Source organism: Streptomyces sp. TP-A0874, from assembly GCF_001748085.1.
Lineage (GTDB): Bacteria > Actinomycetota > Actinomycetes > Streptomycetales > Streptomycetaceae > Streptomyces.
The window spans coordinates 442235-468093 of record NZ_BBZK01000005.1; the positions used below are offsets into that span (position 1 = coordinate 442235).

Below are 25859 nucleotides of genomic sequence, written 5' to 3' on the forward strand. Positions count from 1 at the left end.
CGAAGTCGATGTACAACACCACCGTCGCCCGGCTCACCTACCGGGGTCTGCTCGGTCGCCGCCGCGCGCTGATCCTGTTCGCCCTGCCCGCCCTGCTGCTGCTCATCGCCGTGGCGGTGCGGCTGCTGACCGGCGTCGACGACCAGATCGCCAGCAGTGTGCTGAGCGGCTTCGCGCTGGCGACGATGGTTCCGCTGATCGGCGTGATCGCCGGCACCGGGGCGATCGGCCCGGAGATCGACGACGGATCGATCGTCTACCTGCTCTCCAAACCGGTCCGGCGCCCCTCGATCGTGGTCACCAAGCTGATCGTCGCCTTCGGGGTCAGCCTCTGTTTCGCCGCCCTGCCCACCCTGGTCGCCGGAGTCGTGCTGAACGGCAACGGCCAGCAGATCGCGGTCGCCTACGCGGTCTCCGCCGCGGTCGCCTCGATGGCCTACAGCGCCGTCTTCCTGCTGCTGGGCACCGTCACCCGGCACGCGGTGGTCGCCGGGCTGGTCTACGCGCTGGTCTGGGAGGCCCTCATCGGCAGCCTGGTACCGGGTGCCCGGACACTCAGCGTCCAGCAGTGGGGACTCGCTATCGGCCAGCGGATCGCCGGCGGCGACCTGGTCAGCTCCGACGTCGGGCTTCCGCTGGCGGCCGTGCTGCTGACCGCCGTCACCGCCGCCGCCACCTGGTACGCGGGCCAGAAGCTCCGCGGACTCACCCTCGCCACCGAGGAGTAGCGAGCCGGGGGAGCGCACGCGACCGGATCGCGTGCGCTCCCGACCCGCCCCCTCCGCGGTCGGGAGGGGCCGGGCCCCGGGTCAGCGGCGCCCGCCACCCCGCTGCGGTCGTCGGGGCCGCAGCCGGGCGGTGTCCGCCCGCAGCTCACGCAGCTCGGTGTCCATCCGAGCCATCCGCTCGCTCATCGCGCAGACGACCTGGCTGGTGTTGCCCAGCTGCCGGTCCACGAACGACAGCCGGTGGTCGATGGACTCCAACCGCCGATCCATCCGGTCCATCCGCGCCGAAGCTCGCGCGATCACCGAGCCGAGCTCGCGCAGCGCCGACCCCACACCCTCCAGGCCGCTCTCGACAGCGGTCAGCCGGGCACCGACCGCCCCCGCGAGAACGCGCTCCGCGGCCTTGGCCGCCGTGTCCGTCACCAGCTCCTCGAGTGAGACGCAGCCGGTGGACGGAGCGTGCCCCGCCAGGTCCTGGGCCCGGACCCGCTCCGCGGAGTCCAGGAGGTGGGTACGGACCCGGCGTGCGACCCCGCTGTCGCGCAGCAGCATGGCGGCGTTGAGCACCGCCCGCCGGGTGAACAGGGTGAGGTTCGACTTGGGCTGTGGATAACCCCAGCCGCTATAGCGTGACAACGTGTCACGCTTAAAACGTTCGAGGTCAGGGCCGCGCAGCGTGGTCAGCCCATTGGTGGACAGCTCCTGACGATGCCGGGCTACCAGTTGGCGCATCGTGTTTTCGGGGACCTCGAAGTAGCCGGCGACCAACCGCGTCGTGAGGTGCAGTCCGTCGGGCAGTGTCGTCAGCGCCTTGACCTTGTCGAGGACCTCGGTGCGGTCGGCGACGCTGTCCCGCAGTGCCCGGGATTCTAGGAGTGCGGATTCGGGTGGCATGAGGATGCCCTCCACTCTTGCTGGTTTTGGAATGGGAGCGCCCGTATCCAGGGACCAGGAGCAGAGGCTGCTCACGTACCCGCTGACTCAATGACCGGTTCTGTCGCCCGGCAATCCGCTACTTCACACCCGCTCGACGCTTCGAACTCCAGTTGCCTCCGCGCACGGGGCTCAACGAGTGAATGGTCGGACGGTCACGTTTTCGACTCCGCCCCGGCTCAGGCCAGCAGGCGCTCCAGGACGACCGCGATGCCGTCCTCGTCGTTGGAGAGGGTCACCTCGTCAGCCGCGGCCTTCAGCGCGCTGTGCGCGTTCGCCATCGCCACCCCGCGCCGCGCCCAGCCGAACATCGGCAGGTCGTTGGGCATGTCGCCGAAGGCCAGGGTGTCGGCCGCGCCGAGCCCCAGCCGGCGGGCGGCGAGGGAGAGGCCGGTGGCCTTGGTGAGCCCCAGCGGCAGCAGTTCGACGATGCCCGGCCCGGCGATGGTGACGGTGACCATCTGCCCCGCCACCGACTGGGCGATGGCACCGAGGGCGTCGTCGTCCAGCCGTGGATGCTGGATGTAGAGCTTGTTGAGCGGTGCGCTGAACAGCGCGTCGGGGTCCTCGCACATCCGGTGCGGCAGGTCGTGGTGGCGGAACCGGTACCCCGGTCCGACGAGGACCTCGCCCTCCAGCCCGTCCCGGCTCGCGGCCACCGCCAGCGGTCCGGTCTCCGCCTCGATCTTCTCGATCGCCAGGGCGCCCACCTGCCGGTCGAGCGTCACGGATGTCAGCAGCCGGTGCTCTCCAGCGTCGTACAGCTGGCCGCCCTGGGCGCAGACGGCCAGCCCCCGGTAGCGCAGTTGGTCGAAGATCGCCCGGGAGAGCGGTACGGGCCGTCCGGTGACGATGATGTGCACCGCGCCCGCGTCGGTCACCGCCCGCAGCGCGGCGCGGGTGCGGTCTGAGACGCCGCCGTCGCCGCGGAGCAGGGTGCCGTCGAGGTCGGTGGCGATCAGCCGGTACGGGTAACGCCCGGGCAGGGTGCCGGAGGTGCCGCTCACCGGGCTTCGGGCTCCAGGACCTCTCGGCCGCCGAGGTACGGACGGAGGAATTCCGGCACCCGGACCGAGCCGTCCGGCAACTGGTGGTTCTCCAGCAGCGCGACGATGGTGCGCGGTACGGCGCACAGGGTGCCGTTGAGGGTGGCGAGCGGTCGTACGTTCTTGCCGTCCCGCATCCGGATCGACAGCCGCCGGGCCTGGAACTCGTTGCAGTTGGAGGCGGAGGTCAGCTCCCGGTACCTGCCCTGGGCCGGGATCCAGGCCTCGCAGTCGTACTTCCGGGACGCGGAGGCGCCGAGGTCGCCGGTGGCCACGTCGATGACCTGGAAGGGCAGCTCCAGCGCGGTCAGCCACTCCTTCTCCCACTCCAGCAGCCGCAGGTGTTCGGCTTCGGAGTCCTCCGGCGCGACGTAGGAGAACATCTCGACCTTGTCGAACTGGTGGACCCGGAAGATGCCCCGGGTGTCCTTGCCGTAGGTGCCGGCCTCCCGGCGGAAGCAGGGCGAGAAGCCGGCGTAGCGCAGGGGCAGCTGGTCGGCCTGGAGGATCTCGTCCATGTGGTAGGCGGCCAGCGGGACCTCGGAGGTGCCGACCAGGTAGTAGTCGTCCTTCTCCAGGTGGTAGACGTTCTCGGCGGCCTGGCCGAGGAAGCCGGTGCCCTCCATGGCCGGCGGCTTGACCAGCGCGGGGGTGAGCATGGGGGTGAAGCCGGCCTCGGTGGCGCGGGCGATCGCCGCGTTGACCAGCGCGAGTTCGAGCAGCGCCCCGATACCGGTCAGGTAGTAGAAGCGGGACCCGGAGACCTTGGCGCCGCGCTCGACGTCGATCGCACCGAGCAGCCGGCCGAGCTCCAGGTGGTCCCGGGGCTCGAAGCCCTCGGCCGCGAAATCCCGCGGCGTGCCGATGGTCTCCAGGACGGTGAAGTCGTCCTCACCGCCGACGGGGACGTCCGGGTGCACGATGTTGCCCAGCTCGCGCAGGAGCCTCCCGGCCTGCTCGGCGGCCTCGTCCTGCTCGGCGTCGGCGGCCTTGACCGCGGCGGAGAGTTCGGCGGCCTTCTTGAGCAGTTCGGCCTTCTCCTCCGCGGCGGCCTTCGGGATCAGCTTGCCGAGCGCCTTCTGCTCCGCTCGGAGTTCGTCGAAGCGGACCGCGGACGACCTGCGCCGCTCGTCGGCCGAGAGGAGCTCGTCGACGAGCGCGACGTCCTCTCCACGGGCGCGCTGGGACGCGCGGACACGGTCGGGGTCCTCACGGAGCAGGCGAAGGTCAATCACGCGAGCAAGGTTACCGGTGCGCGCCCGCGCGCGGGCAGGACCCACTCCCCGGCGGTGGAAAGTGCCGATCGCGGTGTGGGAACCAGGTGGTTTTCCGACCCCGGGGCCGGGGGTGACCGTTCCGGTGGTGCTGGTGCCCGCGGACATCGCGCATGAGTGTCCGAGCCGTTTCGGATTCTGGTGAAAACAGTGGAAAAGCGGCGGAATGGGAGAATTGCCACTGGTGCCGCAATCCTGAATGAGGCGCTCTGGGCGTAGCTCGTCTACGCAGTATGCCGCTTGGCTGATAGGGGTCGGTCAGCGGGTTTCCGGCTGGCCGACTACCGCTTGACCGAGGCTAGTTGGCGCCGGTTGTCCACAGGGGAACGCCTCTGGACGCAGTTTATCCACAGGCTGTGTGTAGGGCCTGTGGAAGGCTCTGGATTTTCTGTTCATGGGTTCGGTCGGGATGCTTGACGTTTCCTCAAACCCCATCCTGTCCACCCTTTCGGGCGGGATTGCCTCCCCTCAAAGGGTTGGTCAATGGAAATAGGGTGACGGGATAGGTCGTTGGCGACCCGGGAGAACTTATGACCTGCTGGGCCGAATGTCTCGTATGTCAGATTCCAGTGTGGAGTTATCCCCAGGATTGAACAACGCCTGTGGATAACTCGACGACCTGTGTATATCGCTGTCCGGGCCTCCACCGCGGGGAAACCGCCCGACTGGGCCGGCGGAGGAGTCCGCTACCGGTCGATCGCCCTGGTCACGCCGTGGCCCGGGCGACCGACCCCGCTGGATCGGCCGCCCGGCCGAAAACCGGTCGTGGCGGTCAGGCCCGGCCGTCCAGGCAGCGGGTCAGCCAGTCCGAGGCCGCCGAGAACTCGCTGTCCGAGGTGCCGGGGCGGAGCGGTGTGCCCCCGGTGGCGTCCACCCCCGCACGCGGATAGGAACCGAGGAAGCGGACCTTCGGGCAGATCCGCTTGAGCCCCATCAGCGCCTCACCGACCCGGCGGTCGGTGATGTGGCCCTCGCAGTCGATGGAGAAGCAGTAGCGGCCGATACCCGCCCCGGTCGGCCGCGACTCGATGCGCATCATGTTGACGCCCCGTGCCGCGTACTCCTGCAGCAGATCCAGCAGCGCTCCCGGGTGGTCGTCCCCCAGCCAGATCACCACCGAGGTCTTGTCCGAGCCGGTCCGCGCCGCCGGTCGCGCCGGCAGGCCGACCAGCACGAACCTGGTCGCCGCGTTCTGCGCGTCGTGGATGTCGGTGACCAGCGGCTCCAGGCCGTAGGTCGCGGCGGCGAACTCACCCGCGAAGGCCGCGTCGTATCGGCCCTCCTGGACCAGCCGGGCCCCGTCGGCGTTGGAGGCCGCGGACTCCCACTGCGCGTCCGGGAGGTGCGCCGTCAACCACTTGCGGACCTGCGGCTGCGCCACCGGATGGCCGGTCACCGTCTTCACATCGGCCAGTTCGGTGCCCGGCCGTACCAGGAGCGCGAAGGCGATCGGCAGCAGCACCTCGCGGTAGATCATCAGGGGCTCACCGGTCGCGAGCTCGTCCAGGGTCGCCGTGACCCCTCCCTCGACCGAGTTCTCGATCGGGACGAGAGCCCCGGCAGCCTCCCCCGTCCGCACGGCGTCGAGCGCCGCGGGCACCGAGACCATGGGGATCAGCTCCCGGGTCGCCGCCTCCGGAAGTGTCCGCAGGGCGGCTTCGGTGAACGTGCCCTCAGGCCCGAGGTAGGTATAGCGGCTGACCGACATCCGTGCGTGGCTCCTTATCCCGGTGCTGTCCAGGTGTCCCGGTGATATCCGGACCAAACCGCCTCTTCCGGCGGCCTCGGGCCGCCTTCAGGCTGCCGGCGCCCGTCACCTGCCACGATACCGAGGCGCCGGGCACCCCCCGGACGGCTTTCCGGTTCCTGCCGTCACCCCTCCAGCAGCCGCTGGCCCACGTACTCTCCGGGCCCGCAACCCCCCGGCACCGCGAACAGGCCGCTGGCCTCGTGCCGGATGAAGGCGGAGAGCGCGTCCCCCCGGTCCAGCTTCCGCTGCACCGGCACGAACCCCTTCAGCGGGTCCGCCTGCCAGCAGATGAACAGCAGGCCGGCGTCGGGCGCGCCCTCCGGATCGAAGCCGTCGTGGTACGAGAACGGCCGCCGCAGCATCGCCGCGCCCCCGTTGGCCGCGGGCGCCGAGATCCGGGCGTGGGCGTTGGCCGGGACCACCGGCCGGCCCTCGGCGTCCGTCTTCTCCAGATCCAACGGGGTCGTCTCGGAACCCCCGGTCAGCGGCGCGCCGTCCGCCTTCCGCCGCCCGATCACCCGTTCCTGCTCGGACTGCCGGAGGGCCTCCCAGTCGTCCAGCAGCATCCGGATCCGGCGGAACACCACGTAGGAGCCGTCGGCCATCCAGGCCGGATGCCGGTCCCCGCCGCCGCTCGGCACGAAGATCCGCTGCTCGAAGTCGTCCTGCCCCGGCTCGGGGTTGTTGGTGCCGTCCACCTGGCCCATGAGGTTCCGCATCGTCATGGGCTGCGCCGTGGCCCCCGCGGACCGGTTGAACCCGTTCATCTGCCACCGCACCCGGGCCACCCCGCGGGCGTCCTTCTGGACGGCGCGCAGGGCGTGGAAGGCGACCAACGCGTCGTCGGCGCCGATCTGCACCCACAGGTCGCCCTCCCCCCGCTGGGGGTCGAGGGCGTCGGAGGAGAAGTCGGGCAGCGGGTCGAGCGCCGCGGGCCGCTGCTTCTCCAGACCGGTGCGGGCGAAGAAGCTCCGGCCGAAACCGAAGGTGACCGTGAGTGAGGACGGTCCGGCGTCCCGGGCGACGGAGGTGTCGTCCGCGGTGCTCTCGCCGGCCATCAGCCGTTCGGCCGTGCCCGACCAGCGGCGGAGCAGCGCCGCCACCGCCCGCCGGGTCGTCTCCGGGGCCAGGTCGAATGCGATGAGGTGGCCGCTGGACTGCAGCGGGGTGGTGATGCCGGCCTGGTGCCTGCCGTGGAAGGCGACGGAGGTGGAGCCCACCGTGGCGAGCGCGGGGGAGTCCTCGCGGGCGGCCGCGCCCGCGACCGCGCCGACCGCCGCGCCCGTGCCGAGGCCGGCGGCGCCCACCGCGGTCAGCAGCCGGCGTCGGGAGAAGCCGCGGCCGGCCCGGTCGGGGCCGCGGTTCGCGGAGCTTGGGGTGGTGGAGTCCGTCATGGGGCGATCTTCACGTTTCTTTCCTCGGTCACCTGATCGATCTCGGAGGTGCGCACCGTCAGGGAGACCGTCCAGTCACCGGCCAGCGGCAGCCGCACCCCCTGTGCGCTCCAGTGGCCGGCGGAGACCTTGGCGGGCTCCACGGGCAGCGGGCCGATCTCCTTGGAGTCGAGGGTGAGGCTCATTCGCACCTCGGGGGCGTCGAGCGGTTCGTCGTCCGCCCCCACGAGCCGGAGGTGGACGGCGTTCGCGCCGGTGCGGCCGGGGTCGATGTCGACCAGCGCGCGTCCGCTGCCGTTCTCACCGCCGGTGTCAAAGGGTATCTCCACCGATGCCGGGCGGTCCGGAGCGGGCGCGGTGGCCCCGGCGGACCGGGCGGCCTGCTCGGTGCGGGCCGGTTCGGTGTTGGTCAGCACGGTGGTGACGGCCAGCAGCAGGACGGCCACGCAGGTCTCGGCCAGTACCGACCGGCGCAGTCCGCTCCGCTCCTGGTCGGCGTCCCGGGCCCGTCTGCGGCGGGCGGCCTCCATGCTCGCCCGCTGGCGGGCGAGCTGCGCCTCGCGCACCGGGTCGGCGGGGCCGTCGCCCGGACCCTCGGCGGTCGCCGTACGGTCTCGGGCCGCGGGAGCCGTCGGAGCGTTCCCCTGGCCGCCGCCGGCGGCCCCCGCATCCGCTCCGGAGAGCGGCTTCCGCGGCTCGGGCACCGGCTCCGAGGCGGACCTCGGCACTGACCCCGGCTCGGCGACCGGCTCGGACACCGACTCCGGAACGGCGGCCAGCCGCGCCACCCAGCGCCGGGACGTCCGGGCGAGGCCCACCATGACCGCCACCAGGCCGACCTTGGCCAGCAGCAGCCGGCCGTAGGAGGTGGAGGTCAGCCCTTCCCAGGAACCCACCTGACGCCAACTCTGGTAGAGCCCGGTCACCACCAGCACCAGCACGCTTCCGAACGCCAGCCGGGAGAAACGGGCCACCGCGGCCCTGCTCACCGCGGGCCGGGCCTGGCGGAGCGAGACCAGCAGCGCCGCCAGACCACCGAGCCAGGCCGCGACCGCCAGCAGGTGCAGCACGTCCATCGGCATGGCCACCAGCGGCTGCGGCCCGGCCGAGGCGTGCTCGGCCAGCGCCCAGGTCGCGGCCAGCCCGACGGCCAGCACCGTCCCGCCCGCGGTGAGACCGAGGGTCAGCCGCCGCTGCTTCGCCGACCGCTCCCCGTCGCTCGCGCCGACCGCCCGCGCGTACTCCCCGAAGAGGACGGCGACGCAGAACGCCGCCGCGGTCAGCAGCAGCAGCCGGCAGACCAGCGCGGTGCCGGGCTTGGTCGCCAGCACGGCCCCCAGCCCGCCCAGGTCGAAGACGTCGGAGAGCCGACCGGAGCCGGTGTAGGCGGGGCGCAGCAGCAACAGGACGATGCTGGCGGCGGCGAGCGCCACCCAGCCCCGGGAGACCATCCGCTGCACCGGCCGCAGCCCCGCCCCACGGGGCCAGCAGGCCAACACGAAGACGGGCGCGCCGACGAGCAGCACGAAACCGGCGTAGGCGACGTACCGCGCGGTCTGGTAGAGCAGCCCGACGACCCCGCCTCCGGCCCCCGCCGCGGGAAGGGAGACGGAGGTCTCGGACGGTGCCCCGATCGAGAAGGTGAAGGCCCCGGAGACCGGATGGCTGTCGGCGGAGACCACCTGCCAGGCGACGGTGAAGGTGCCGTCCGGGAGGTCCGGCGCCAACTTGACCGCGTACCGCGCGCCCTCGCCCGGCAGTGCCCGCGGCTCCCCGGTGTCGGCCCGCTCCCCCTGGGGATCCAGCACCCGGAGGGAGTCCTCGGAGAGCGCCACACTCTCCGAGAAGGTCAGGGTGACCTCCTTCGGGGCGCTGTCGACCACCGCTCCGTCCCGCGGGTCGCTCCCGGTCAGGGCGGCGTGCGCGGAGGCCGCCGGCGCCCCGGCGAGCAGGGAGCCGAGCAGCGCCGCCACCGCCAGCACCAGCGCGGCGCACCTCGGGGCCCAACGGGAGATGTCCGGCGCGGCACTGGATGCGGGAGCGGTGACGGGCATGGCGGTCAGTCCCTCAGTTCGGCGGGTTGTGGTTGGTCGCCTCGACCGGCACTTCCAGCGAGATCGGGTCGGACTCGGCGAAGTGGAACTCCACCGTGACCTTCTCGCCCTCGGTCGGCTTGTGCTTGAGGTTCACGAACATCAGGTGGTCGCCGCCGCGCTTCAGCTCCAGCTTTCCGTGCGCGGGGACCGGCAGGGAGTCGACCTGCCGCATGGAGTTGCCCTCGGTGGTGTGCAACTGCACTTCGTCGCTGATGTCGCTGGTGACCCGGGTCAGCTTGTCGGCCCCGTCGCCGGTGTTCTCGATGACGACGTAACCGCCCGCCATCTCCGCCGTCACCGGCTGCGGTATGTAGGCCCCGCTCGCGGCCAGCTCGGGCCGGTCGGAGCCGGTGGAACAGCCGGCCAGTCCGAGGGCGGCCACCGCCGCCAGCGCCGTCGCGGCGCGCCGCTTCACGGCGTCCCACCCGAGATGATCTCGGGGAGGTCCTCGGCGTACTCCTCGGCGGTGGCGTCCTTGTTGTAGAGCACGTGCGCCTTGTCGTCCTCGGCGGAGAACGCGAGCACCTGGGTGCCGTGGGAGGAGACCCAGGTGCCGTCCTTCTCCTTCTTCGGCTTGTCCAGGTAGATCCCGACGGACCGGGCGCCTTCCTCGATGGCCTCGAAGTCGCCGGTCAGGCCGGTGAACGAGGGGTCCTGGCCGCGTAGCCACTCGCCGAGCTGCTCGGGGGTGTCCCGGGCCGGATCGGAGGTGACGAAGACCACGTCCAGCTTCTCCCGCTCCGCCGGGGAGAGCTGCTTGCGGGCGATGGCGATGTTGCTCATCGTCAGCGGGCAGACGTCCGGGCAGTGCGTGTAGCCGAAGTACAGCAGGACCGTCCGGCCCTTGGTCCGCTCGATGAGGTCGTACTCCTTGCCGCTGGTGTCCTTGAGCACCAGGTCCGGCTTTTCGAAAGGCTGGTCCAGCACGGTCGAGGAGCCGTCCTGGGCGGCGGGGTCGGCGGCCGTTCCGCCGGCGTCGTCGGTGCCGCCGCTGCCGCAGGCGGTGAGGGTGAGGCCGGCCGCGGCGACGAGCGCGGCGGCCAGGCGGACGAGTCTGGCACGGCGGGCGGGCGGGTGCCCTGGGGTGGTGCGCATTGGATCTCTTCTGCTGGGAGTGGAGTTCTGGGGACGCGAGGGGTGGTACGCCCCGCCGGGGCGGCTCGGGGGAACCGCCCCGGCGGGGCCGGACCGGGCGGCGGCCCGGTCCGGCTGGGGGATTGCGGACTCAGGCGGACCGGCGGCGGCCGGCGAGGACACCGAAGACCACGCCGGCGGCGCCGACGAGGATGCCCGCGCCACCCAGGACCCGGGCGGTGGTGTCGGCGCCGTCGGCCGAGGCTGCCTGGTCCTCGGTCTCGTCGGCCGGGGCGTCCGGCGCCGCGGCACCTTCCTCGGCGGCCGGCGTCAGCTTCAGGACCGGGGCCGGGTTCTCCGGCTCCGCACCGTCCTTCTTCGGCTCCTCGATCCAGCGGACGACCTCGCCGTTGTCGTACGTCTGGATGGCCTTGAAGACCATCTGCTCCGCGTCCTGCGGGAGTTGGCCGACGGAGACCGGGAACTGCTGGAAGGTGCCGGGCGCGATCTTCGCGTCCTTCTTCGCGGTCCAGGTGATCTTGGTGACCGCCTCGTCGAGCTTCTTGCCGTGGCTCTCGAGCGGCTCGTCCAGCTTCGACGTGGTGGTCTCGACGTCCCAGCCCGGCACCGGCTGCGGCATCACCGAGGCCAGCGGGTGGTCGGCGGGGACGGTCACCTCGAGTTTCTCGGTGGAGGCGTTGTCCCGTTCGTTCGGGACCTTGAAGGCGATGGTGCTGTAGCCGCCCTGCTGGGCTTCGCCCGGCTGGACGGTGACGTGTGCTGCGGCGGGGCCGGCGAACAGCAGCACCGTGCCGGCGGCGGCGCCGGCCAGCAGCGGAAGACGGCGGCCCGGACGGAGACGCGACGGATTCATGAAGGACACACTCCACAGACAGTCGGAAAAGGGGGTGAACGACGCGCGGCGGCGCGGCCACTCCCTCCGCGACGGGGTCGGGTGGGGGTGTGCCGTCTCAAGCCGCCAGGGTGAACACCGGCGGTCCGCGCCGGACCACCGAGTGGGCGAGCAGTGGAGTGCTCGGCTCGTTCTTCCGCCGCCAGTCCCCGGCGAGGGTGCGGGTGGTGGCTTCGGACGACCGCTCGGCCAGCCCCGCGACCAGGAGCCGGACCAGGGCCAGCGCGGTCCGCAGCCGGACCAGCGGCCCGCTGTCCACCAGTCCCCTAGCAGGCAGCCGCAGCAGCAGGAACAACGCCGACTCGCCACGCCGCAGCACCAGACCGAGCAGCAGCGCCGCGAGCAGGTGCGCCAGGAGCATGGGCAGTGAGGGCAGCAGCGTCTCGACCAGGGACGCGCCGACGGCGGAACCGGCCGACGGCGGGGCCTCGGCGCCCGCCCCGCCGGCGGGCAGGAGGCCGGCACCGACGAGGATCTGCCGCGCCTGCTCGGGGGTGAGGTGCACCGGCCCACCCGCGCAGACCAGCTTCGCGGCTCGCGGGACCAGTGAGTCGGCCGAGTGGGCGGCGGACGCCGAGGCGGAGTGCTGGCCCAGACCGAAGAGTGAGTGCAGGCCCAGTTGGGCGAGGGCCAGGCCGATACTGATACCGGGGAGGGAGCGTTCCCGGCCGGCACAGGGCACCGCCACCGCCAGCACGACGAGGAACCCGGCTCCCAGCGTCCACAGCGGCACCCCGGCACAGGAGCCGATCACGTGCCCGATTCCGGACAGCGCCACGCAGACCGCGGCGAAGACCGCGGCCCTCAGCAGTCGGAGATCGGCGCCGACGGGCGCGACGGGGACGCTCATGGCGGCGCCATCATCCCACTCCGCCCGGTTTTCTCCTACGGCGGGGGGCGGGGAAGACGCGTGAGTGTGACCGCGCGCACACCCGGTGTTCGGATCGCCGGCGGTACAGGGGCTCGGCGGGCGCCGCACCGTGCGGCGCCCGCCGCCGGACGTCAGCCCCGCAGGCTCGCCATCCAGGCCTCCACCTCGTCAGCGGTGCGCGGCAGCGCGGCCGAGAGGTTCCGGTTGCCGTCCTCGGTCACCAGGATGTCGTCCTCGATCCGCACCCCGATCCCGCGGTACTCCTCCGGCACCGTCAGGTCGTCGGCCTGGAAGTAGAGTCCCGGCTCGACCGTGAGGCACATACCGGGCTCCAGCGTTCCCTCGGCGTACACCTCGCGCCGGGCGACGGCGCAGTCGTGCACGTCCAGCCCCAGCATGTGACCGGTGCCGTGCAGCGTCCAGCGGCGCTGCAGCCCCAGCTCGAGCACCCGCTCGACCGGTCCCTCCAGCAGACCCCAGTCGACGAGCTTCTCGGCGAGCACCCGCTGCGCCGCCAGATGGAAGTCCAGGTACTTGGCGCCCGGCCGCACCGCCGCGATGCCCGCCTCCTGAGCCTCGTACACGGCGTCGTAGATCTTGCGCTGCAGCGCGTCGAACCGGCCGTTGATCGGCAGCGTCCGGGTCACGTCGGCGGTGTAGAGCGTGTGCGTCTCCACACCGGCGTCCAGCAGCAGCAGCTCTCCGGAGCGGACGGCCCCGTCGTTCCGCACCCAGTGCAGGGTGGTGGCGTGCGGGCCCGCCGCGCAGATCGAGCCGTAGCCGATGTCGTTGCCCTCCACCCGGGCGCGGAGGAAGAAGGTGCCTTCGATGTACCGCTCGGAGGTGGCCTCCGCCCGGTCCAGGACCCGGACCACGTCCTCGAAACCGCGGACCGTGGAGTCGACGGCCTTCTGCAGCTCGCCGACCTCGAAGTCGTCCTTGACCACCCGGAGTTCACTGAGGAACACCTTCAGTTCGGCGTCCCGCTCCGCCTGCAGCCGCCCGGCCAGGGCCTCTTCCAGGCCGCTGTCGTGGCCCCGCACCAGCCGCACCGGGCCGTCCAGGGCGCCCAGCTCGTCCGCCGCCTTCCGCACGTCGCGGCAGGGGATGCCGTACAGCCGCTCCGCCTCGGCGAGGCTGTAGCGGCGGCCGACCCACAGTTCGCCCTGACCGTCCAGCCAGAACTCGCCGTTCTCCCGGTCGGAGCGCGGCAGCAGGTAGAGCACGGCCTCGTGGCCGCCCTCCGTCGGCTCCAGCACGAGCACGCCGTCCTGCGTCTGGTCACCGGTGAGGTAGACGTACTCGGTAGCGGCCCGGAACGAGTACTCCGTGTCGTTGGAGCGCGTCTTGAGGTTGCCGGCCGGGATGACCAGCCGCTCACCGGGGAAACGGGCGGAGAGCGCGGCCCGGCGGCGGGCGGTGTTCGGAGCCTGCTCGATCGGCTCCAGCTCGCGCAGCTCGGTGTCGGCCCAGCCGCTCCTCATCAGGTCGGCGAGTTCCTCCGAGACACCGGGGTACAGGCCGTTCTTCCGCTGCTTGATCGGCGGTTCGTCGCCGCCGTGGCCGCCGTCTCCCGGGGCCGGTGCCTGCTGCTCGGTCACAACTTCCTCCTCGAACTGGACCCCTTCCATCGTATTGTGCGAACCCGGCCCCGAAAGGGAGGAGCGGCTGGGACCCCTCCGCCCCGGGCGGTGACCGCTCCGCCGGGACGCGGCGGCGCCGGAGCCGTCCACGGGGCGCCGGGTGGCGGGATGGCGGCGCATTATCGGCGGGTGTCCTGCCGACCGGTGGCGTTCCGGCCAGTTTCCGGGGAGCACGTGTCGCAGGCGGTCCGTCACCACATCCCCTTCCCGGCTCCTGCACGGCTCGATCGCGGAGCCGGCCGGCCACCCCGGGTGCGGAGGCCGTCGCGGGGTGGATACGCGGCCCCCGGGCTCCACCGGCCACCGGGGGGTGTAAATTGGCCGGAAAGCATTGACCGGTCGGCGACTCGCGATCGGATGGGGACATCCCGAGCGCGCCCGTACCGACCGTGCGGCGTCCGGGGTGGACCGGAGAAAGACCCACGCGCAGACCCTTAGCGGTCACGGTGGGAACGGAAGACGGCGGGAACCCGACGGCGGAGAGCAGCGTCTAAGCCGACGACGGCCGCTCGCCACCCCCGGGAGGAGCCGGCAGTGGGCCTGAGGCCCCCGGTGCCGGCCTTCCGGGAATCGCACGGGAGGGCAAGCGCCAGGCGAGTGCCACCCCGCGCCGCGTTCCACGCTCGGCCCGAGAAGATGCCCTGAACGTACGTACGGAGACCGTGACCGGCCTGTTGGCAACGGTTGAACCGGCTCCCGTGGGCAGCACGCAGTGCCAGTAACACCAGCAGTCCCGGTAGTCCGCATCGCAGAACTCTGTGATGGATACGGCCCTTGGCGTTCAACGGAAAGGAACGAGCGCTCATGCGCGAGATCCTCGGAAGGCGACGCAGGCTCCTGCTCAAACTCAGGCGCAGGCGCGGCGGGAGTTCGCCCGTCCCCGGAGCGGCGCTCACCTGCGCCACCGAGTGGGGGTGGCCGGTGCTCCCCGGGATCGGGCTCGTGCCCGACGGCGACCGCGCCGACCGGTGCGGCTGCCTCCGCCCGGACTGCGCGGTGCCCGGTGCGCACCCGCACGACCCGGAGCTGCTGGCGGCCACCACGGACGCCCGGATGGTCCGCTGGTGGTGGTCGAACCGGCCCACCGCCCCGATGATCCTGGCCACCGGAGGGCGGGCGCCCTGCGCGGTGAGCCTGCCCGCCGTCGCCGCGGCCCGGGCGTTGGCCGAGCTCGATCTGCGGGGGGTGCGGATCGGCCCGGTGGTCGCCGCTCCGACCCGGTGGGCGCTGCTGGTGGCGCCGTACTCGCTCGAGCAGTTGGGGGAGCTCCTGCACAGCCAGGACTGGGTGCCCGCCGTACTCCGCTTCCACGGCGAGGGCGGCTACCTGGCGCTGCCTCCCTCGCGTACCGGCGCCGGCCAGGTGCGGTGGGAGCGGGCACCGCTTCCGGGGTCGGCGGCCCCCTGGCTGCCCGATGTGGAGGCGGTCGTCGACGCCGTCGTGAAGGCCAGCACCGGCACCCCGGGCGGCGGCAGCCGGCTCCCGTACTGAGCGGGAGGGCTCTCCCCCCGGACGGGATGGCTGGCGCTCCGGAGCGGTGGGGCGGGGCAACGCGGAGCGGTGCGGGCCTGAGCCGTGGCCCCGGGGCGATGTGCGGTGCGGCAATGCGTACCGCGTCCGGATATAGCGGCGCCCGGTCGCTGGCGACGGGGGATGCACCAGCGACCGGGCTCCTAGAACCGTAACAAGAGATCGGCGGTTCGCAAATTCGATCCCCGATTTCCGATCGCTCTTTTACCGCTCACCGTGGGACTTCCGAGAATCCTGTGACAGGAGTCACTCAACAGTCGCTCGGGAAGAGCGGTGCAGGTCAAAGGTTCAGTTGAGAGTGACCTGGCGGTGTGTGAGACCACTACGGGCCCGCCGCTCCTCCGCGGAGAGCGGGATGTCCGAGGAAATTGCCTCGGCGAGGCGCTCGGCGAAGCCGGCCGCAGGCTTCTCGACATCCTCCGAGTCCATTTCGCTCGGCAGATCCCACACCGGGACCATCAGCCCGTGCGCCCGGAAAGAACCGACCAACCGGGTCCCCTCCCCCAGCGATGAGGCCCCGGCGGCGTGCAGCCGCGCCAGCGCGTCCAGCAACTCCTCCTCCGGGTGCGGCATCACCCAGCGCAGGTGGTTCCGCTCGGGGGTGCGGCACCAGTACGCGGCCTCCACACCGGAGAGCCGCGCGGTCGGGATCGCCGCCTCGTTGGCGCGCTCCAGCGAGGCCGCCACCTCGGGTGTGGAGTTGGCGGCGTCGTCCAGCCAGAACTCGAACCCACTGTGGATCACCGGGGTGAACCCCGCCTCGGGGGCGAGGACGTCCTGCAGGCGCTGACCGTCGGCCGCCGCCCGCTCCCCGGCCACCGGCGAACCGGGCTCCGCCGACAGCGCGCGGAGCAGCACGTCCGCCAGGTCCCGGCTGAGATCCCCGGAGGCGGTGTCGTTCTGCAGGGCGAGGAGCACGGCACCGTCGTCCCGGCGGAGCGCGGGCCAGGCCATGGGCAGCACGGTCGCGAGCGTCACCGAGGGCACCCCCTCCGGCAGCCCGTCGCGGAGGCTCAGCTCCACCGTCGCCGCGGGCACCAGCTCGCGCAGCGCCACCCAGTCGCACTCCCCGGGCAGGCCCTCGAAGGGGCGCCGGACCAGCTCGGTGACGGCTTGCGCGGCGGCCCGCCCGTGGCAGGCCTTGTAGCGGCGGCCCGAGCCGCAGGGGCACGGTTCCCGCGCGCCGACCACCGGGTAAGCGGCGTCTGTGCCAGCTGCCGGGGAGCCGGTCCGGCTCCGCCCCGAGGACTTCTTCCCAGCGCCGGAGTGAACGCGCTTCTTGGCCATGACGTGTACTTCTCCCAGTTTCGGCGGCTATGGCGGAAGCTCCACGGAGACCCACCCGAGGCCCTCCCGCATGTGAGAACCCTGGGGCCCTCCCAGCCGCGCGGTCACCGGAGGCGCGCGCCGGCCGGCATCACCGGTACGTCGCACCGCCGCTGGGACGCCGAGCTGCGGGGGCCCTTGGGGTGTGTCGACCCTAATGGTTCACCGGGCCAGGTCAGTGCTGGTTCACCGGGCCAGGTCAGTGCAGGCCGTCGAGGAGCCCGTCCAGGCCCAGGCCGGGCAGCCGCGGCACCGGTCGCAGACGCCGGGCACCGGCGCGCTCGGTGCAGCCGTCGTCCTGCGGTTCCCCCGTGAGCCGTGCCCAGACCGTGACGCTGCCGTCCGACTCGTCCTGCACACCCCAGCGCTCGGTGAGCGAGGTGATGATGCGCAGCCCCCGGCCACCGTGAGCCGTCACCGACGGGGTGGCTGGAAATGGTCGGGTCGGACCGCCCCCGTCTGTCACTTCTACGGTCAGTCGCCCGTATTCGTCCATCCGCCAGGCCGCCCGTACCGCGGCCTCGCCGCCGGAGCCCGAGAACAACGGCCGGCCGTGCCGGCAGGCATTACTCATCAGCTCCGAGACAACGAGCACCGCGTCCTCGACGACCGCCTCCGAAACCCCGCTCCGCCCGAGTTCCTCGCGCATTCGGCGTCTCGCCTCACCCGCTCCCGCCGGACCGTGGGGCACGGCCATGACGGACGAGGTCGGCACCTCCCGTGCCACCACCAACGCCACCCCCGAGACCTCCTCTGCCCCATGCCAGAGGATGGATGCCCTCGTCAGGAGCGCCGGAAACCGGCCAACCGCCTCCCTGTGGCGCACTCAACACGGCGCACGGGTGTCCAAACGCGCCGGTGCACTCCGGTACACCCCGCAGCGGTCGCCCGCTTCGATCGGGGCGGGCACCGCGACCTCCCGGCGGCTGAGGGCACTCCGCGACGGGCGAGTGAAGGCCGCCACGGCCCCCACCGCGCCGCCGAAACGCCGGAAACGCCCGTCTCCGGACGCCCCGACGTCCCCTCGCCCCGCTGCCCGCCCCGCGTCGATCCGGTCGAGAGGTCCGGGACGGTCGTCACGCTCGCCCCAGTTGGGACAGCACCTGCCGAGGGCGGTTGGTGATGATCCCGTCCACGCCGAGCCCGGCGCAGAACTCCACATCCGCCGGAGAGTCGACCGTCCAGACGTGCACCCGGTGGCCGAGACGGTGCGCCCGGGCGACGTAGTCCGGGTTGTTCCGCAGGATCCGCACGCTCGGCCCCGCGATCCGGGCCCCGGCCGGAAGCCGGCCGTCCCGGTAGCGCCCCAGTGTGAACTGCATGAGGAAGACGGTCGGAACCTCCGGCGCACCCGACCGCATCCGCTGGAGCGAGCGGGCCGAGAAGCTCATCACCCTCACCTCCGCCGACCGCCGCGCCGGCGTGGTGAGACCGAACCGGCGCAGCAGCTCCAGCAGCCGCTCCTCGACCTGTCCGCGCCACCGCGTCGGATGCTTGGTCTCGATCGCCAGCTCCACCGGCCGGCCGGCGTCGACCACGAACTCCAGGAGGCGCTCCAGGGTGAGCACCGAGCTGCACTCCCAGTCCGGGGCCTCCCCCGACCCCTTCCACGAGCCGAAGTCCAGGGCCGCGAGGTCGGAGAGCTCCATCGCCGAAACGGCACCGTGACCGTTGGAGGTACGGTCCACGCGCCAGTCGTGGACGCAGACCAGATGGCCGTCCGCGGTGAGCCGGACGTCGCACTCCAGGGCGTCCGCACCGTCCTCGACGGCCTTCCGGTAAGCGGCCAGGGTGTGCTCGGGGGCGTCCTCGGACGATCCGCGGTGGGCGATGACGGAGATCATGTTCGGCCGCCGACGAGGTCGTGGGCCGGGCGCGGGGTGGTCACCCGCATCATGGTGCCAAACCACCCGGGTCCGTTCGGAACCGTCCGGTCGGTGGACAGCCTCGGAGACCGGCGAGGTGGACTGCCCGGGTGGGTGACCGTCCACCCGCCTCCGCTTCCCCCGGTCGGCGGCGACCGATGGACGGGGCGCGGCGACGGCCGAGCGTGCGTTGGTGAAGGCCGCTTTCCGTGTGACGAGGTTCACCCGTCGGGGGGCGAGGCCCCGGGCGAGCTCCGTGAGTGGTACTGACCGGTCAGCCGGGCGCGGTTTCCCATGTCCACGGGGTTGGGCGGCACTGAGGCGGCCGCGGTGCGGAGCGGCCGGAACCTGCGGCCTCGCGGTACTGGGCACCGACGGCGGCGCGCACGGTGGTCCCGGATGTGGCAGGTCGTGCACGATGGATACCAACGCCGACGCCGCTCGGCGCCCGTGCGGGCCCGTCCGCGCGGCGCACCGCCCGGACCAGCGCCTCGGCGCGCTGCGCTGAACCGCGCCAGGGCGGTACCGACTGTCCGTGGCAGCGGCCACCACCGGCCACGAGGGCGGTGACGGCGAGGTGCCGGAAGCGGGGCGACAACCCCCGAGGGCCCCGCGGCCGCGGGCTGCGGAGAACGCGCCGTTCGTCCGGCGTAAGGGCCGGGCCCCGGCCGCGCCGGCGCCTCTTACGGTGGTCTGACGGCCGCTGGGAAAAGCTTGATGCCGGACACTCGAAAACCGGGCCGTGTGTCGAGACACGTCATGCATCTGAGGAGAGAACTGTGAGCACCGAGAACGAGGGCGCCACCGTTCCGCCGACCGCGGAACCCTCGCCAGCGCCCCGGGCGCCGCACAGCGCGCCTACGTCCGGCGCAGCGAACACAGCCTCCGCGCACCGTGCGGAGACGCCGCCGCTCGCACCACCGCCCCCGCCCGCCGGGCAGCCGGCGGCCCCGGGCGGACCGGCCGCCGCGAGCGGCGACGGGGCCGGCTTCGCGACCGAGTCCGCGAGCGGGCAGGCCCCGCCCGCCGCCAGCGACACCGCACAGAGCGCGGCCCCCACCACCCCGATGGCGTCAGGCGGACACGAGACCTGGCCCCCGCCCCCGTCGGCGCAGCCCGGCGGTCCCGGCGGCTGGGGCGGTGGCTGGGGAGGCGGCGGTGGCGGCTGGGGCGGCGGTCCCGGGCCGGTGCCGGGCGGTCCCCGCCGGAAGTCGGGCGGTGTGGTCGCGGCGGTGCTCGTCGCGGCACTCGTCGCCGGCGGCGTCGGCGGAGGCGTCGGCTTCTGGGCGGCCGACCGCGACGACGGCGGCTCGACGACCATCTCCTCCACCGGCAACAGCGCGCAGCTGAACCGGGCACCGGAGTCCGTCGCGGGCATCGCCAAGAAGGCCCTGCCCAGCGTCGTCACCATCGAGGCGCAGGGGCAGACCGGAGACGGCGGCACCGGCACCGGCTTCGTCTACGACAAGCAGGGCCACATCCTGACCAACAACCACGTGGTCGCCTCCGCCGCGCAGGGCGGCAACCTGACCGCGACCTTCTCGGACGGCAAGAAGTACGCGGCCGAGGTCGTCGGCCGGGCCGAGGGATACGACGTAGCCGTCATCAAGCTCAAGGACGCCTCGGGCGCCAAGCTGGAGCCGCTGCCGCTCGCCGACTCGGACAAGAACGTGGCGGTCGGCGACACGACGATCGCCATCGGCGCGCCGTTCGGTCTGGCGGGCACCGTGACCACCGGGATCGTCAGCGCCAAGAACCGGCCGGTCGCCTCCAGCGACGGCGGTGGCAGCAACGCCTCCTACATGAGCGCGCTGCAGACCGACGCGTCGATCAACCCGGGGAACTCGGGCGGGCCGCTGCTCAACGCCGACGGTGCGGTCATCGGCATCAACTCGGCCATCCAGCCCGGCGGCGGTGGCGGAATGGGCGAGCAGCAGTCGGGCAGTATCGGCCTGGGCTTCGCGATCCCCATCAACCAGGCCAAGCGGGTCGCCCAGGACCTCATCAAGACGGGTGAGCCGATCTACCCGGTGATAGGGGTCCAGGTCGACATGCGCGAACAGTCCGACGGGGCGCGCATCACCGACACCGGGGAAGGCGGCAGCGCCGCGGTCACCAAGGGCGGACCGGCCGACCAGGCCGGCCTCAAGCCCGGCGACCTGATCACGAAGCTCAACGACACGGTCATCGACAGCGGTCCGACCCTGATCAGTGAGATCTGGGCGCACAAGCCGGAAGAGAAGGTCAAGATCACATACAAGCGGGGCGGCAAGGAGTCCACGGTCGACGTCACCCTGGGACAGCGCAAGGGCGACAGCTGACGCACCGGCGAAGGCCCTCAGCACGGGCCGCAGCCGACCGGCTAGGCTGACCCCCGCGCCGCCGCCCGCGGGAGCGGCGCGGGGAGGTGTGCCCGAGCGGCCTAAGGGAACGGTCTTGAAAACCGTCGTGGCAGCGATGTCACCGTGGGTTCAAATCCCACCGCCTCCGCGCTGAGAGCAGCGAAGACGGCCCCCGACCAGGGAAGTTGGTCGGGGGCGTTCTCGTGTGCGTTGTCCGCCGGCGCCGTGTCTCTCCTGTTTTCCGGCGTGATGGGGGCACGCCCCATTCGGGCCGTAGCGCTGCGGTGGTCCGGCCAGCGAAGAGTTCCGCAGGCTGTCTTGAGGCGCTGCAAACCGGTGTCGGGCGCTGTTGACAGTCGGACCGCTTCTGCCGCCGTGCCTCCTCGTGGCCCTGGCCTCGTACTTCCAGTCGGCTCTGGTGCACCCGATACCACCCTCTTTGCCGAGTACCGGACGGGCGGTGATCACAAAATGGCCAACCCGTACAGCACTCCCATGCCGCCGACCCCACGGCGAGCGGCGCCCGGATCAAGCGCGCCCACAGCTCGAACGCCTGGCGCTGGACTTACGTCTGACCGCAGCGCAACAGATGACTCAACCCACCGCCCTGCATAGTCTTCGCCTGGAACGGCAGTTGGGCCAGGATCCGTGTCACCGGTCAATTCGGCTCCGCGTTCTACAGCGGGAAGAGTGACGGAGCGCCATCCTCCGTCGGATCGCTCGACCGGGCGTCCAGCCGCCGGCTGACGGGTAGTTGGTGAAACGCTTCCGCCCTAGTGCGGCTTGAGAGGCTTCGCCAGAGTCAGCTCTCGACCGGTATCACCAGGGCCGTGACGTTTAATCGCGCTACCTCACGCTTGTGCGTGAATCCGGCATCTGGGGGTGGCTGCCGGCATCGGGATGGGCAACTCTGCTTCCGCGACGTCGTACTGATCGAGCCGCGGGCAGCCGGCCAACTGCCCGCGGCGTCCAATCCGGTATTCCCGCTCCAGGAGGAACTGAGATGGCAACCATCCGTACCGTCCGTGCCCTGGCCACCGTCGCCGCGTTGCCGCTGACGGCGCTCCTCTTCTCCGGGGTCGCGCAAGCCGACACGGGTTCGGGCGCCTGGGCGGGGCGCGGATCGAACGCGAGCTCCGCGAGCATCGTCGGCAGCGGTGTCGCCGACGACAACTTCGGGAACTCCACCACGAGTCAGCAACTGGCCACCGGGTTCGGTGCGTCCAACGAGAACAGCACGGCGAACGTGACCGGCTTCGGGAACAGGGTGGACCAGTCGCACCATACGACCGTCATCACGTTCCACCGGCTGTGGTGAGCGGCCCGGCCGTTACCGGGGACCGTGGGTGACCGGCTGTGCGGCGACACCGGGAAGTGTCGTCGCACAGCCGCGCGTTGACAGCTGGTCGGCCAAGAGCACGCCACCGGATCACCGCCGTCGGAGCGGCCCGGACGCCCGGCGTGCACAGGACTGCCGGGGGCTTGCCCGAGTGCTGTGGACGGGTGCTGCGGACGGGTGAGCCGGACGGACTTCGGCGCGTGTCGGTCGGATCGGCTGACCGGCCGCCCGTTCACTTCCTCCATGGAAAGACGAACGAAGTTCACCCGCTGTGCCATGGGACTCTCCATGGCGCTGGCCGCCCTGCTGACCCCGGTGCTCGCCGCCCCCGTCGCGACAGCCGGTGGCGTACTCAACGCCCCCGACCGCGGAAACAGCGACTGGGTCGGCGGCCCGGAAGGCGGCGGCGCGCGGGCGCCCGCACCCCGGGCGGCCGCCACCAGGGTCTACCAGGGGCAGGCGTTCGACACCTGCCACACGCCCTCGCTGGCGACGATGGACGCCTGGCTGGAGTCCCCGTACGGAGCGGTGGGGATCTACTACGGAGGTCGCGGCCGGTACTGCTCGGAGCAGCCCAACCTCGACCGGGACTGGGTGACCGCGGTCCGCGGTGACGACTGGGAGATCCTGCCGATCTACGTGGGCTCCCAGGCACCCTGTGTCTTCGCGGAGAACAAGCAGCACGTCACCATCGGCGCGAAACCCGCCGAGGAGGGCGCCGAAGAGGGCATGGACGCCGTGCAGTCCGCGGCGGCGCTCGGTATCAAGCAGGGCAGCGCGCTCTACCTGGACATGGAGGCGTACGACTACCGGGACAGCGGATGCGCCGACACCACCCTGGCCTTCGTCCGCGCCTGGAGCAGCGAAGTGGCCCGGCAGGGTTACCTGCCGGGGTTCTACAGCAGCGCGGGCTGGGGCGTGCGCCACATGGAGAACGCCCGCAAGCAGGGTGTGACCGACCTGCCCGAGGTCATCTGGTTCGCCCGCTGGCAGGTTCCGCCCAACGTTGACGACGAGCCGGAGCTGCCGGCCGACGCCTGGACGCCGCACCGCAGGATCCACCAGTACGCGGGAGACGTCACCGAGGGCTACGGCGGGCAGTCGATGTCGATCGACCGGAACCTGGTCGACGCGCCCGTCGCCGTCACCGACTGAGGGCACCCCGGGGAGCGTCCTGGCCGGCCGGGCCGCTCCCCTCGGACCGGCGGCCCCTCCGGTACTGAGTTTGTCGTCGACCCTGAGTGAAGCGCGAGCGGACCCTGATCCGGAAACCCCCTCGCTCCCCCCGGAGGAGGTGGAGGCCGCCGCATGACTACAACCTGAGACGGATGGGCCTTCGGCACCTGCGGCCGATCCACCCCTGTGCACCGCACTTCTAGCGTTGAGGACATGACCACGTCTGTCTGCGCGAGCGCATCCGACACCCAGTTCTCGTCCTATGTGCGGGCACGGGGCCAGGTGCTGCTGCGCACCGCCCGTTCCCTGACCGCCGATCCCCGGGACGCCGAGGACCTGCTGCAGATCGCGCTGACCAAGACGTATCTGGCCTGGGAACGGATCGAGGACCACCGGGCGCTCGACGGCTATGTCCGCCGCACCCTGGTGAACACCCGCACCTCCCAGTGGCGCAAGCGCAGGATCGACGAGTTCGCCTGCGATGAACTGCCGGAAGGGGAGACGACGCCGGCTCCCGACCCGGCCGAGCAGCAGGTGCTGCGGGACGCGATGTGGCGGGCCGTGCTCCGGTTGCCTGACCGCCAGCGGGCCATGGTCGTCCTGCGCTACTACGAGGACCTGAGCGAGGCGCAGACCGCGGAGGTCCTCGGGGTGTCGATCGGCACGGTCAAGAGCGCGGTCTCCCGGGCTCTGGCCAAGATGCGGGAGGACGACGAACTGGTGCTGGCCCGCGGCTGACCACCGAAGGGCCGGCCGTCCGCCCCGCTCGCCTGCCGGGTTCGGTCCCGGGTAGTGACATACCGCCGGTGTGACCCCAGAATCGGCAGCACTTCGCCGCCGAGCAGAGCGCTCGCCCCCAGGAGGTCACGGTGCTGAGCACGATGCAGGACGTCCCACTGACCGTCAGCCGGATCCTGGCCCACGGTGCGCGGGTGCACGGTGATTCGCAGGTGATCACCTGGCGGGGGGACGGCCCGCCGGAGCGGCGGTCCTTCCGGGAGGTGGGGGAGCGCGCCGGGCGGTTGGCCCACGCGCTCCGCGACGAACTCGGGGTCGTGGGCGATCAGCGGGTGGCGACCCTGATGTGGAACTCCACGGAGCATGTGGAGGCCTATCTCGCCATCCCGTCCATGGGGGCCGTGCTCCACACCCTCAACCTGCGGCTTCCGGCGGACCAGTTGGTCTGGATCGCGAACCACGCCGCGGACCGGGTCGTGCTGGTGAGCGGTTCGCTGCTGCCGCTCCTCGCCCCGCTGCTGCCGCGGCTGCGAACGGTGGAGCACATCGTGGTGGTGGGCCCGGGGGACCGGTCGGTGCTCGCCGACCGCCGGCCTCGGGTGCACGACTACGAGGAGCTGATCGCGGACCGTCCGGCGCACTACGACTGGCCGGAACTCGACGAGCGGGAGGCCGGCGCGCTCTGCTACACCTCCGGCACCACCGGCGACCCGAAGGGGGTGCTCTACAGCCACCGCTCGATGTACCTGCACTCGATGCAGGGCAGCAGCGTCGAGGCGTTCGGGCTGACCCCGAAGGACACCGTGCTACCGGTGGTCCCGATGTTCCACGTGAACGCCTGGGGGCTGCCGCACACCGCCTTCATGACCGGTGCCTCCCTGCTCATGCCGGACCGCTTCCTCCAGCCCGCTCCGCTGGCGGAGATGATCGAGAGCGAGCGACCCACCATTGCAGCCGCCGTGCCCACCATCTGGCAGGGCCTGCTCGCGGAGATCGATGAGCGGCCGCGCGACATGTCGTCGCTGCGCGATGTCGTCATCGGCGGTTCGGCCTGCCCGCCCGCCCTGATGCGGGCGTTCGAGGAGCGGCACGGGGTGCGGCTCCTGCACGCCTGGGGCATGACGGAGACCTCGCCGCTGGGCTCGGTGGCGCGTCCTCCCGGCGGGCTGACCGAGGAGGATGCCTGGCCCTACCGGCTCACCCAGGGGCGGCTGCCGGCCTCGGTGGAGGCCCGGTTGGCCGGTCCCGACGGTGACTTCCTGCCCTGGGACGGAGTGAGCGCCGGCGAGATCGAGGTGCGCGGGCCGTGGATCGCCGGTGCCTACTACGGCGGTGCGGAAGGCGGGCCGATACGTCCGTCGGACAAGTTCAGCGAGGACGGCTGGCTGCGGACCGGTGATGTCGGCACCATCACTCCGGACGGTTTCCTCACCCTCACCGACCGGGCCAAGGACGTCATCAAGTCCGGTGGCGAATGGATCTCGTCGGTGGAGCTGGAGAACCACCTGATGGCCCACCCGGAGGTGGCCGAGGCCGCGGTCATCGCGGTCCCGGACGAGAAGTGGGGTGAACGCCCGCTGGCAGCCGTGGTCCTGAAGGACGGTGCGACGGTCGACTTCGCGGTCCTGCGGTCGTTCCTGGCCGAGCGGGTGGCCGACTGGCAGGTGCCGGAGCGGTGGGCGGCCATCGATTCGGTGCCCAAGACCAGTGTCGGCAAGTTCGACAAGAAGGTGCTGCGCGGTCGGTACGCCGAGGGCCTGCTGGTGGTGGACCGGCCACCGCGGGACGCGGAGCGCTGAGCGGCACCGGCGGGCGCCCGAA

At 72.0% G+C, this 25859-nt stretch carries 21 protein-coding genes and 1 tRNA gene; 8 read left to right on the top strand and 14 right to left on the bottom strand.

The window, feature by feature from the left end; all coding sequences use genetic code 11:
• Positions 1 to 8: 8 nt before the first annotated feature.
• Positions 9 to 728, top strand: coding sequence for an ABC transporter permease subunit (locus BGP73_RS09520; RefSeq protein WP_069813689.1), 720 nt, complete (start codon positions 9 to 11; stop codon positions 726 to 728).
• Between the two features lie 81 nt (positions 729 to 809).
• Here BGP73_RS09520 and BGP73_RS09525 read toward each other — a convergent pair whose 3' ends face one another.
• The 11 genes from BGP73_RS09525 to BGP73_RS09575 all read right to left on the bottom strand — a co-directional run bounded on the left by BGP73_RS09525 (position 810) and on the right by BGP73_RS09575 (position 13710).
• Positions 810 to 1622, bottom strand: a complete 813-nt coding sequence (locus BGP73_RS09525) for a hypothetical protein (protein ID WP_069813997.1) — start codon at positions 1620 to 1622, stop codon at positions 810 to 812.
• Positions 1623 to 1840: 218 nt separating this feature from the next.
• A complete protein-coding gene (locus BGP73_RS09530) occupies positions 1841 to 2668 on the bottom strand; it encodes an HAD family hydrolase (RefSeq protein WP_244501145.1) in 828 nt (275 codons plus the stop codon).
• Positions 2665 to 3942: a serine--tRNA ligase gene (serS, locus tag BGP73_RS09535; RefSeq protein ID WP_069813691.1), complete on the bottom strand. Its 1278-nt coding sequence runs from the start codon at positions 3940 to 3942 to the stop codon at positions 2665 to 2667. The genes BGP73_RS09530 and serS overlap by 4 nt, the downstream gene beginning before the upstream one ends.
• A gap of 811 nt (positions 3943 to 4753) precedes the next feature.
• Positions 4754 to 5689 (bottom strand): prephenate dehydratase, encoded by a 936-nt coding sequence (pheA, locus tag BGP73_RS09540; RefSeq protein WP_069813694.1) that lies wholly within the window; start codon positions 5687 to 5689, stop codon positions 4754 to 4756.
• 164 nt (positions 5690 to 5853) lie between these two features.
• A complete protein-coding gene (gene efeB, locus BGP73_RS09545; RefSeq protein ID WP_069813696.1) occupies positions 5854 to 7125 on the bottom strand; it encodes an iron uptake transporter deferrochelatase/peroxidase subunit in 1272 nt (423 codons plus the stop codon).
• On the bottom strand, positions 7122 to 9179 hold the full coding sequence (locus BGP73_RS09550) for a copper resistance CopC/CopD family protein (protein WP_069813698.1): 2058 nt from the start codon (positions 9177 to 9179) through the stop codon (positions 7122 to 7124). Before BGP73_RS09550 ends, efeB begins: the two co-directional genes overlap by 4 nt.
• A gap of 13 nt (positions 9180 to 9192) precedes the next feature.
• On the bottom strand, positions 9193 to 9636 hold the full coding sequence (locus BGP73_RS09555) for a copper chaperone PCu(A)C (RefSeq protein WP_069813700.1): 444 nt from the start codon (positions 9634 to 9636) through the stop codon (positions 9193 to 9195).
• A complete protein-coding gene (locus tag BGP73_RS09560; protein WP_069813702.1) occupies positions 9633 to 10316 on the bottom strand; it encodes an SCO family protein in 684 nt (227 codons plus the stop codon). Before BGP73_RS09560 ends, BGP73_RS09555 begins: the two co-directional genes overlap by 4 nt.
• Positions 10317 to 10446: 130 nt before the next feature.
• Complete coding sequence (locus BGP73_RS09565) at positions 10447 to 11169, bottom strand: YcnI family copper-binding membrane protein (protein WP_069813704.1); 723 nt, start codon at positions 11167 to 11169, stop codon at positions 10447 to 10449.
• A gap of 97 nt (positions 11170 to 11266) precedes the next feature.
• Positions 11267 to 12058: a hypothetical protein gene (locus BGP73_RS09570; RefSeq protein WP_069813706.1), complete on the bottom strand. Its 792-nt coding sequence runs from the start codon at positions 12056 to 12058 to the stop codon at positions 11267 to 11269.
• Positions 12059 to 12210: 152 nt separating this feature from the next.
• Complete coding sequence (locus BGP73_RS09575) at positions 12211 to 13710, bottom strand: aminopeptidase P family protein (RefSeq protein ID WP_079127378.1); 1500 nt, start codon at positions 13708 to 13710, stop codon at positions 12211 to 12213.
• Positions 13711 to 14526: 816 nt separating this feature from the next.
• On the opposite strand from BGP73_RS09575, the gene BGP73_RS09580 reads away from it, so the two are divergent.
• Positions 14527 to 15213 (top strand): bifunctional DNA primase/polymerase, encoded by a 687-nt coding sequence (locus BGP73_RS09580; protein WP_069813711.1) that lies wholly within the window; start codon positions 14527 to 14529, stop codon positions 15211 to 15213.
• A gap of 327 nt (positions 15214 to 15540) precedes the next feature.
• On the opposite strand, the gene BGP73_RS09585 is transcribed toward BGP73_RS09580, so the two are convergent.
• From BGP73_RS09585 to BGP73_RS09595, 3 genes are all read right to left on the bottom strand, one after another.
• Complete coding sequence (locus tag BGP73_RS09585; RefSeq protein ID WP_069813714.1) at positions 15541 to 16539, bottom strand: DUF5926 family protein; 999 nt, start codon at positions 16537 to 16539, stop codon at positions 15541 to 15543.
• A gap of 238 nt (positions 16540 to 16777) precedes the next feature.
• Complete coding sequence (locus tag BGP73_RS09590) at positions 16778 to 17404, bottom strand: ATP-binding protein (protein ID WP_374701135.1); 627 nt, start codon at positions 17402 to 17404, stop codon at positions 16778 to 16780.
• A gap of 250 nt (positions 17405 to 17654) precedes the next feature.
• Positions 17655 to 18422 (bottom strand): glycerophosphodiester phosphodiesterase, encoded by a 768-nt coding sequence (locus BGP73_RS09595; RefSeq protein ID WP_079127380.1) that lies wholly within the window; start codon positions 18420 to 18422, stop codon positions 17655 to 17657.
• Positions 18423 to 19222: 800 nt separating this feature from the next.
• On the opposite strand from BGP73_RS09595, the gene BGP73_RS09600 reads away from it, so the two are divergent.
• The 6 genes from BGP73_RS09600 to BGP73_RS09625 all read left to right on the top strand — a co-directional run bounded on the left by BGP73_RS09600 (position 19223) and on the right by BGP73_RS09625 (position 25837).
• Complete coding sequence (locus BGP73_RS09600; protein WP_069813716.1) at positions 19223 to 20764, top strand: S1C family serine protease; 1542 nt, start codon at positions 19223 to 19225, stop codon at positions 20762 to 20764.
• 82 nt (positions 20765 to 20846) lie between these two features.
• Positions 20847 to 20933 (top strand) — tRNA-Ser (locus BGP73_RS09605).
• Between the two features lie 855 nt (positions 20934 to 21788).
• Positions 21789 to 22103: a hypothetical protein gene (locus BGP73_RS09610; protein WP_069813718.1), complete on the top strand. Its 315-nt coding sequence runs from the start codon at positions 21789 to 21791 to the stop codon at positions 22101 to 22103.
• Positions 22104 to 22367: 264 nt separating this feature from the next.
• The gene (locus BGP73_RS09615) at positions 22368 to 23279 is read left to right on the top strand and encodes a DUF1906 domain-containing protein (RefSeq protein WP_069814000.1); all 912 of its coding nucleotides are present in this window, start codon (positions 22368 to 22370) and stop codon (positions 23277 to 23279) included.
• Between the two features lie 234 nt (positions 23280 to 23513).
• Positions 23514 to 24038: a SigE family RNA polymerase sigma factor gene (locus tag BGP73_RS09620; RefSeq protein ID WP_069813720.1), complete on the top strand. Its 525-nt coding sequence runs from the start codon at positions 23514 to 23516 to the stop codon at positions 24036 to 24038.
• A 131-nt stretch (positions 24039 to 24169) separates the two neighbouring features.
• Positions 24170 to 25837 (top strand): long-chain fatty acid--CoA ligase, encoded by a 1668-nt coding sequence (locus BGP73_RS09625; RefSeq protein ID WP_069813722.1) that lies wholly within the window; start codon positions 24170 to 24172, stop codon positions 25835 to 25837.
• The last annotated feature ends 22 nt before the right edge of the window (positions 25838 to 25859 follow it).

Coding starts and splice junctions, on each gene's coding strand:
- BGP73_RS09520 (WP_069813689.1), top strand. CDS start 9: ATGTACAACACCACCGTCGCCCGGCTCACCTACCGGGGTCTGCTCGGT.
- BGP73_RS09525 (WP_069813997.1), bottom strand. CDS start 1,622: ATGCCACCCGAATCCGCACTCCTAGAATCCCGGGCACTGCGGGACAGC.
- pheA (WP_069813694.1), bottom strand. CDS start 5,689: ATGTCGGTCAGCCGCTATACCTACCTCGGGCCTGAGGGCACGTTCACC.
- efeB (WP_069813696.1), bottom strand. CDS start 7,125: ATGACGGACTCCACCACCCCAAGCTCCGCGAACCGCGGCCCCGACCGG.
- BGP73_RS09550 (WP_069813698.1), bottom strand. CDS start 9,179: ATGCCCGTCACCGCTCCCGCATCCAGTGCCGCGCCGGACATCTCCCGT.
- BGP73_RS09560 (WP_069813702.1), bottom strand. CDS start 10,316: ATGCGCACCACCCCAGGGCACCCGCCCGCCCGCCGTGCCAGACTCGTC.
- BGP73_RS09565 (WP_069813704.1), bottom strand. CDS start 11,169: ATGAATCCGTCGCGTCTCCGTCCGGGCCGCCGTCTTCCGCTGCTGGCC.
- BGP73_RS09570 (WP_069813706.1), bottom strand. CDS start 12,058: ATGAGCGTCCCCGTCGCGCCCGTCGGCGCCGATCTCCGACTGCTGAGG.
- BGP73_RS09575 (WP_079127378.1), bottom strand. CDS start 13,710: ATGGAAGGGGTCCAGTTCGAGGAGGAAGTTGTGACCGAGCAGCAGGCA.
- BGP73_RS09580 (WP_069813711.1), top strand. CDS start 14,527: ATGCGCGAGATCCTCGGAAGGCGACGCAGGCTCCTGCTCAAACTCAGG.
- BGP73_RS09585 (WP_069813714.1), bottom strand. CDS start 16,539: ATGGCCAAGAAGCGCGTTCACTCCGGCGCTGGGAAGAAGTCCTCGGGG.
- BGP73_RS09595 (WP_079127380.1), bottom strand. CDS start 18,422: ATGATCTCCGTCATCGCCCACCGCGGATCGTCCGAGGACGCCCCCGAG.
- BGP73_RS09610 (WP_069813718.1), top strand. CDS start 21,789: ATGGCAACCATCCGTACCGTCCGTGCCCTGGCCACCGTCGCCGCGTTG.
- BGP73_RS09615 (WP_069814000.1), top strand. CDS start 22,368: ATGGAAAGACGAACGAAGTTCACCCGCTGTGCCATGGGACTCTCCATG.
- BGP73_RS09620 (WP_069813720.1), top strand. CDS start 23,514: ATGACCACGTCTGTCTGCGCGAGCGCATCCGACACCCAGTTCTCGTCC.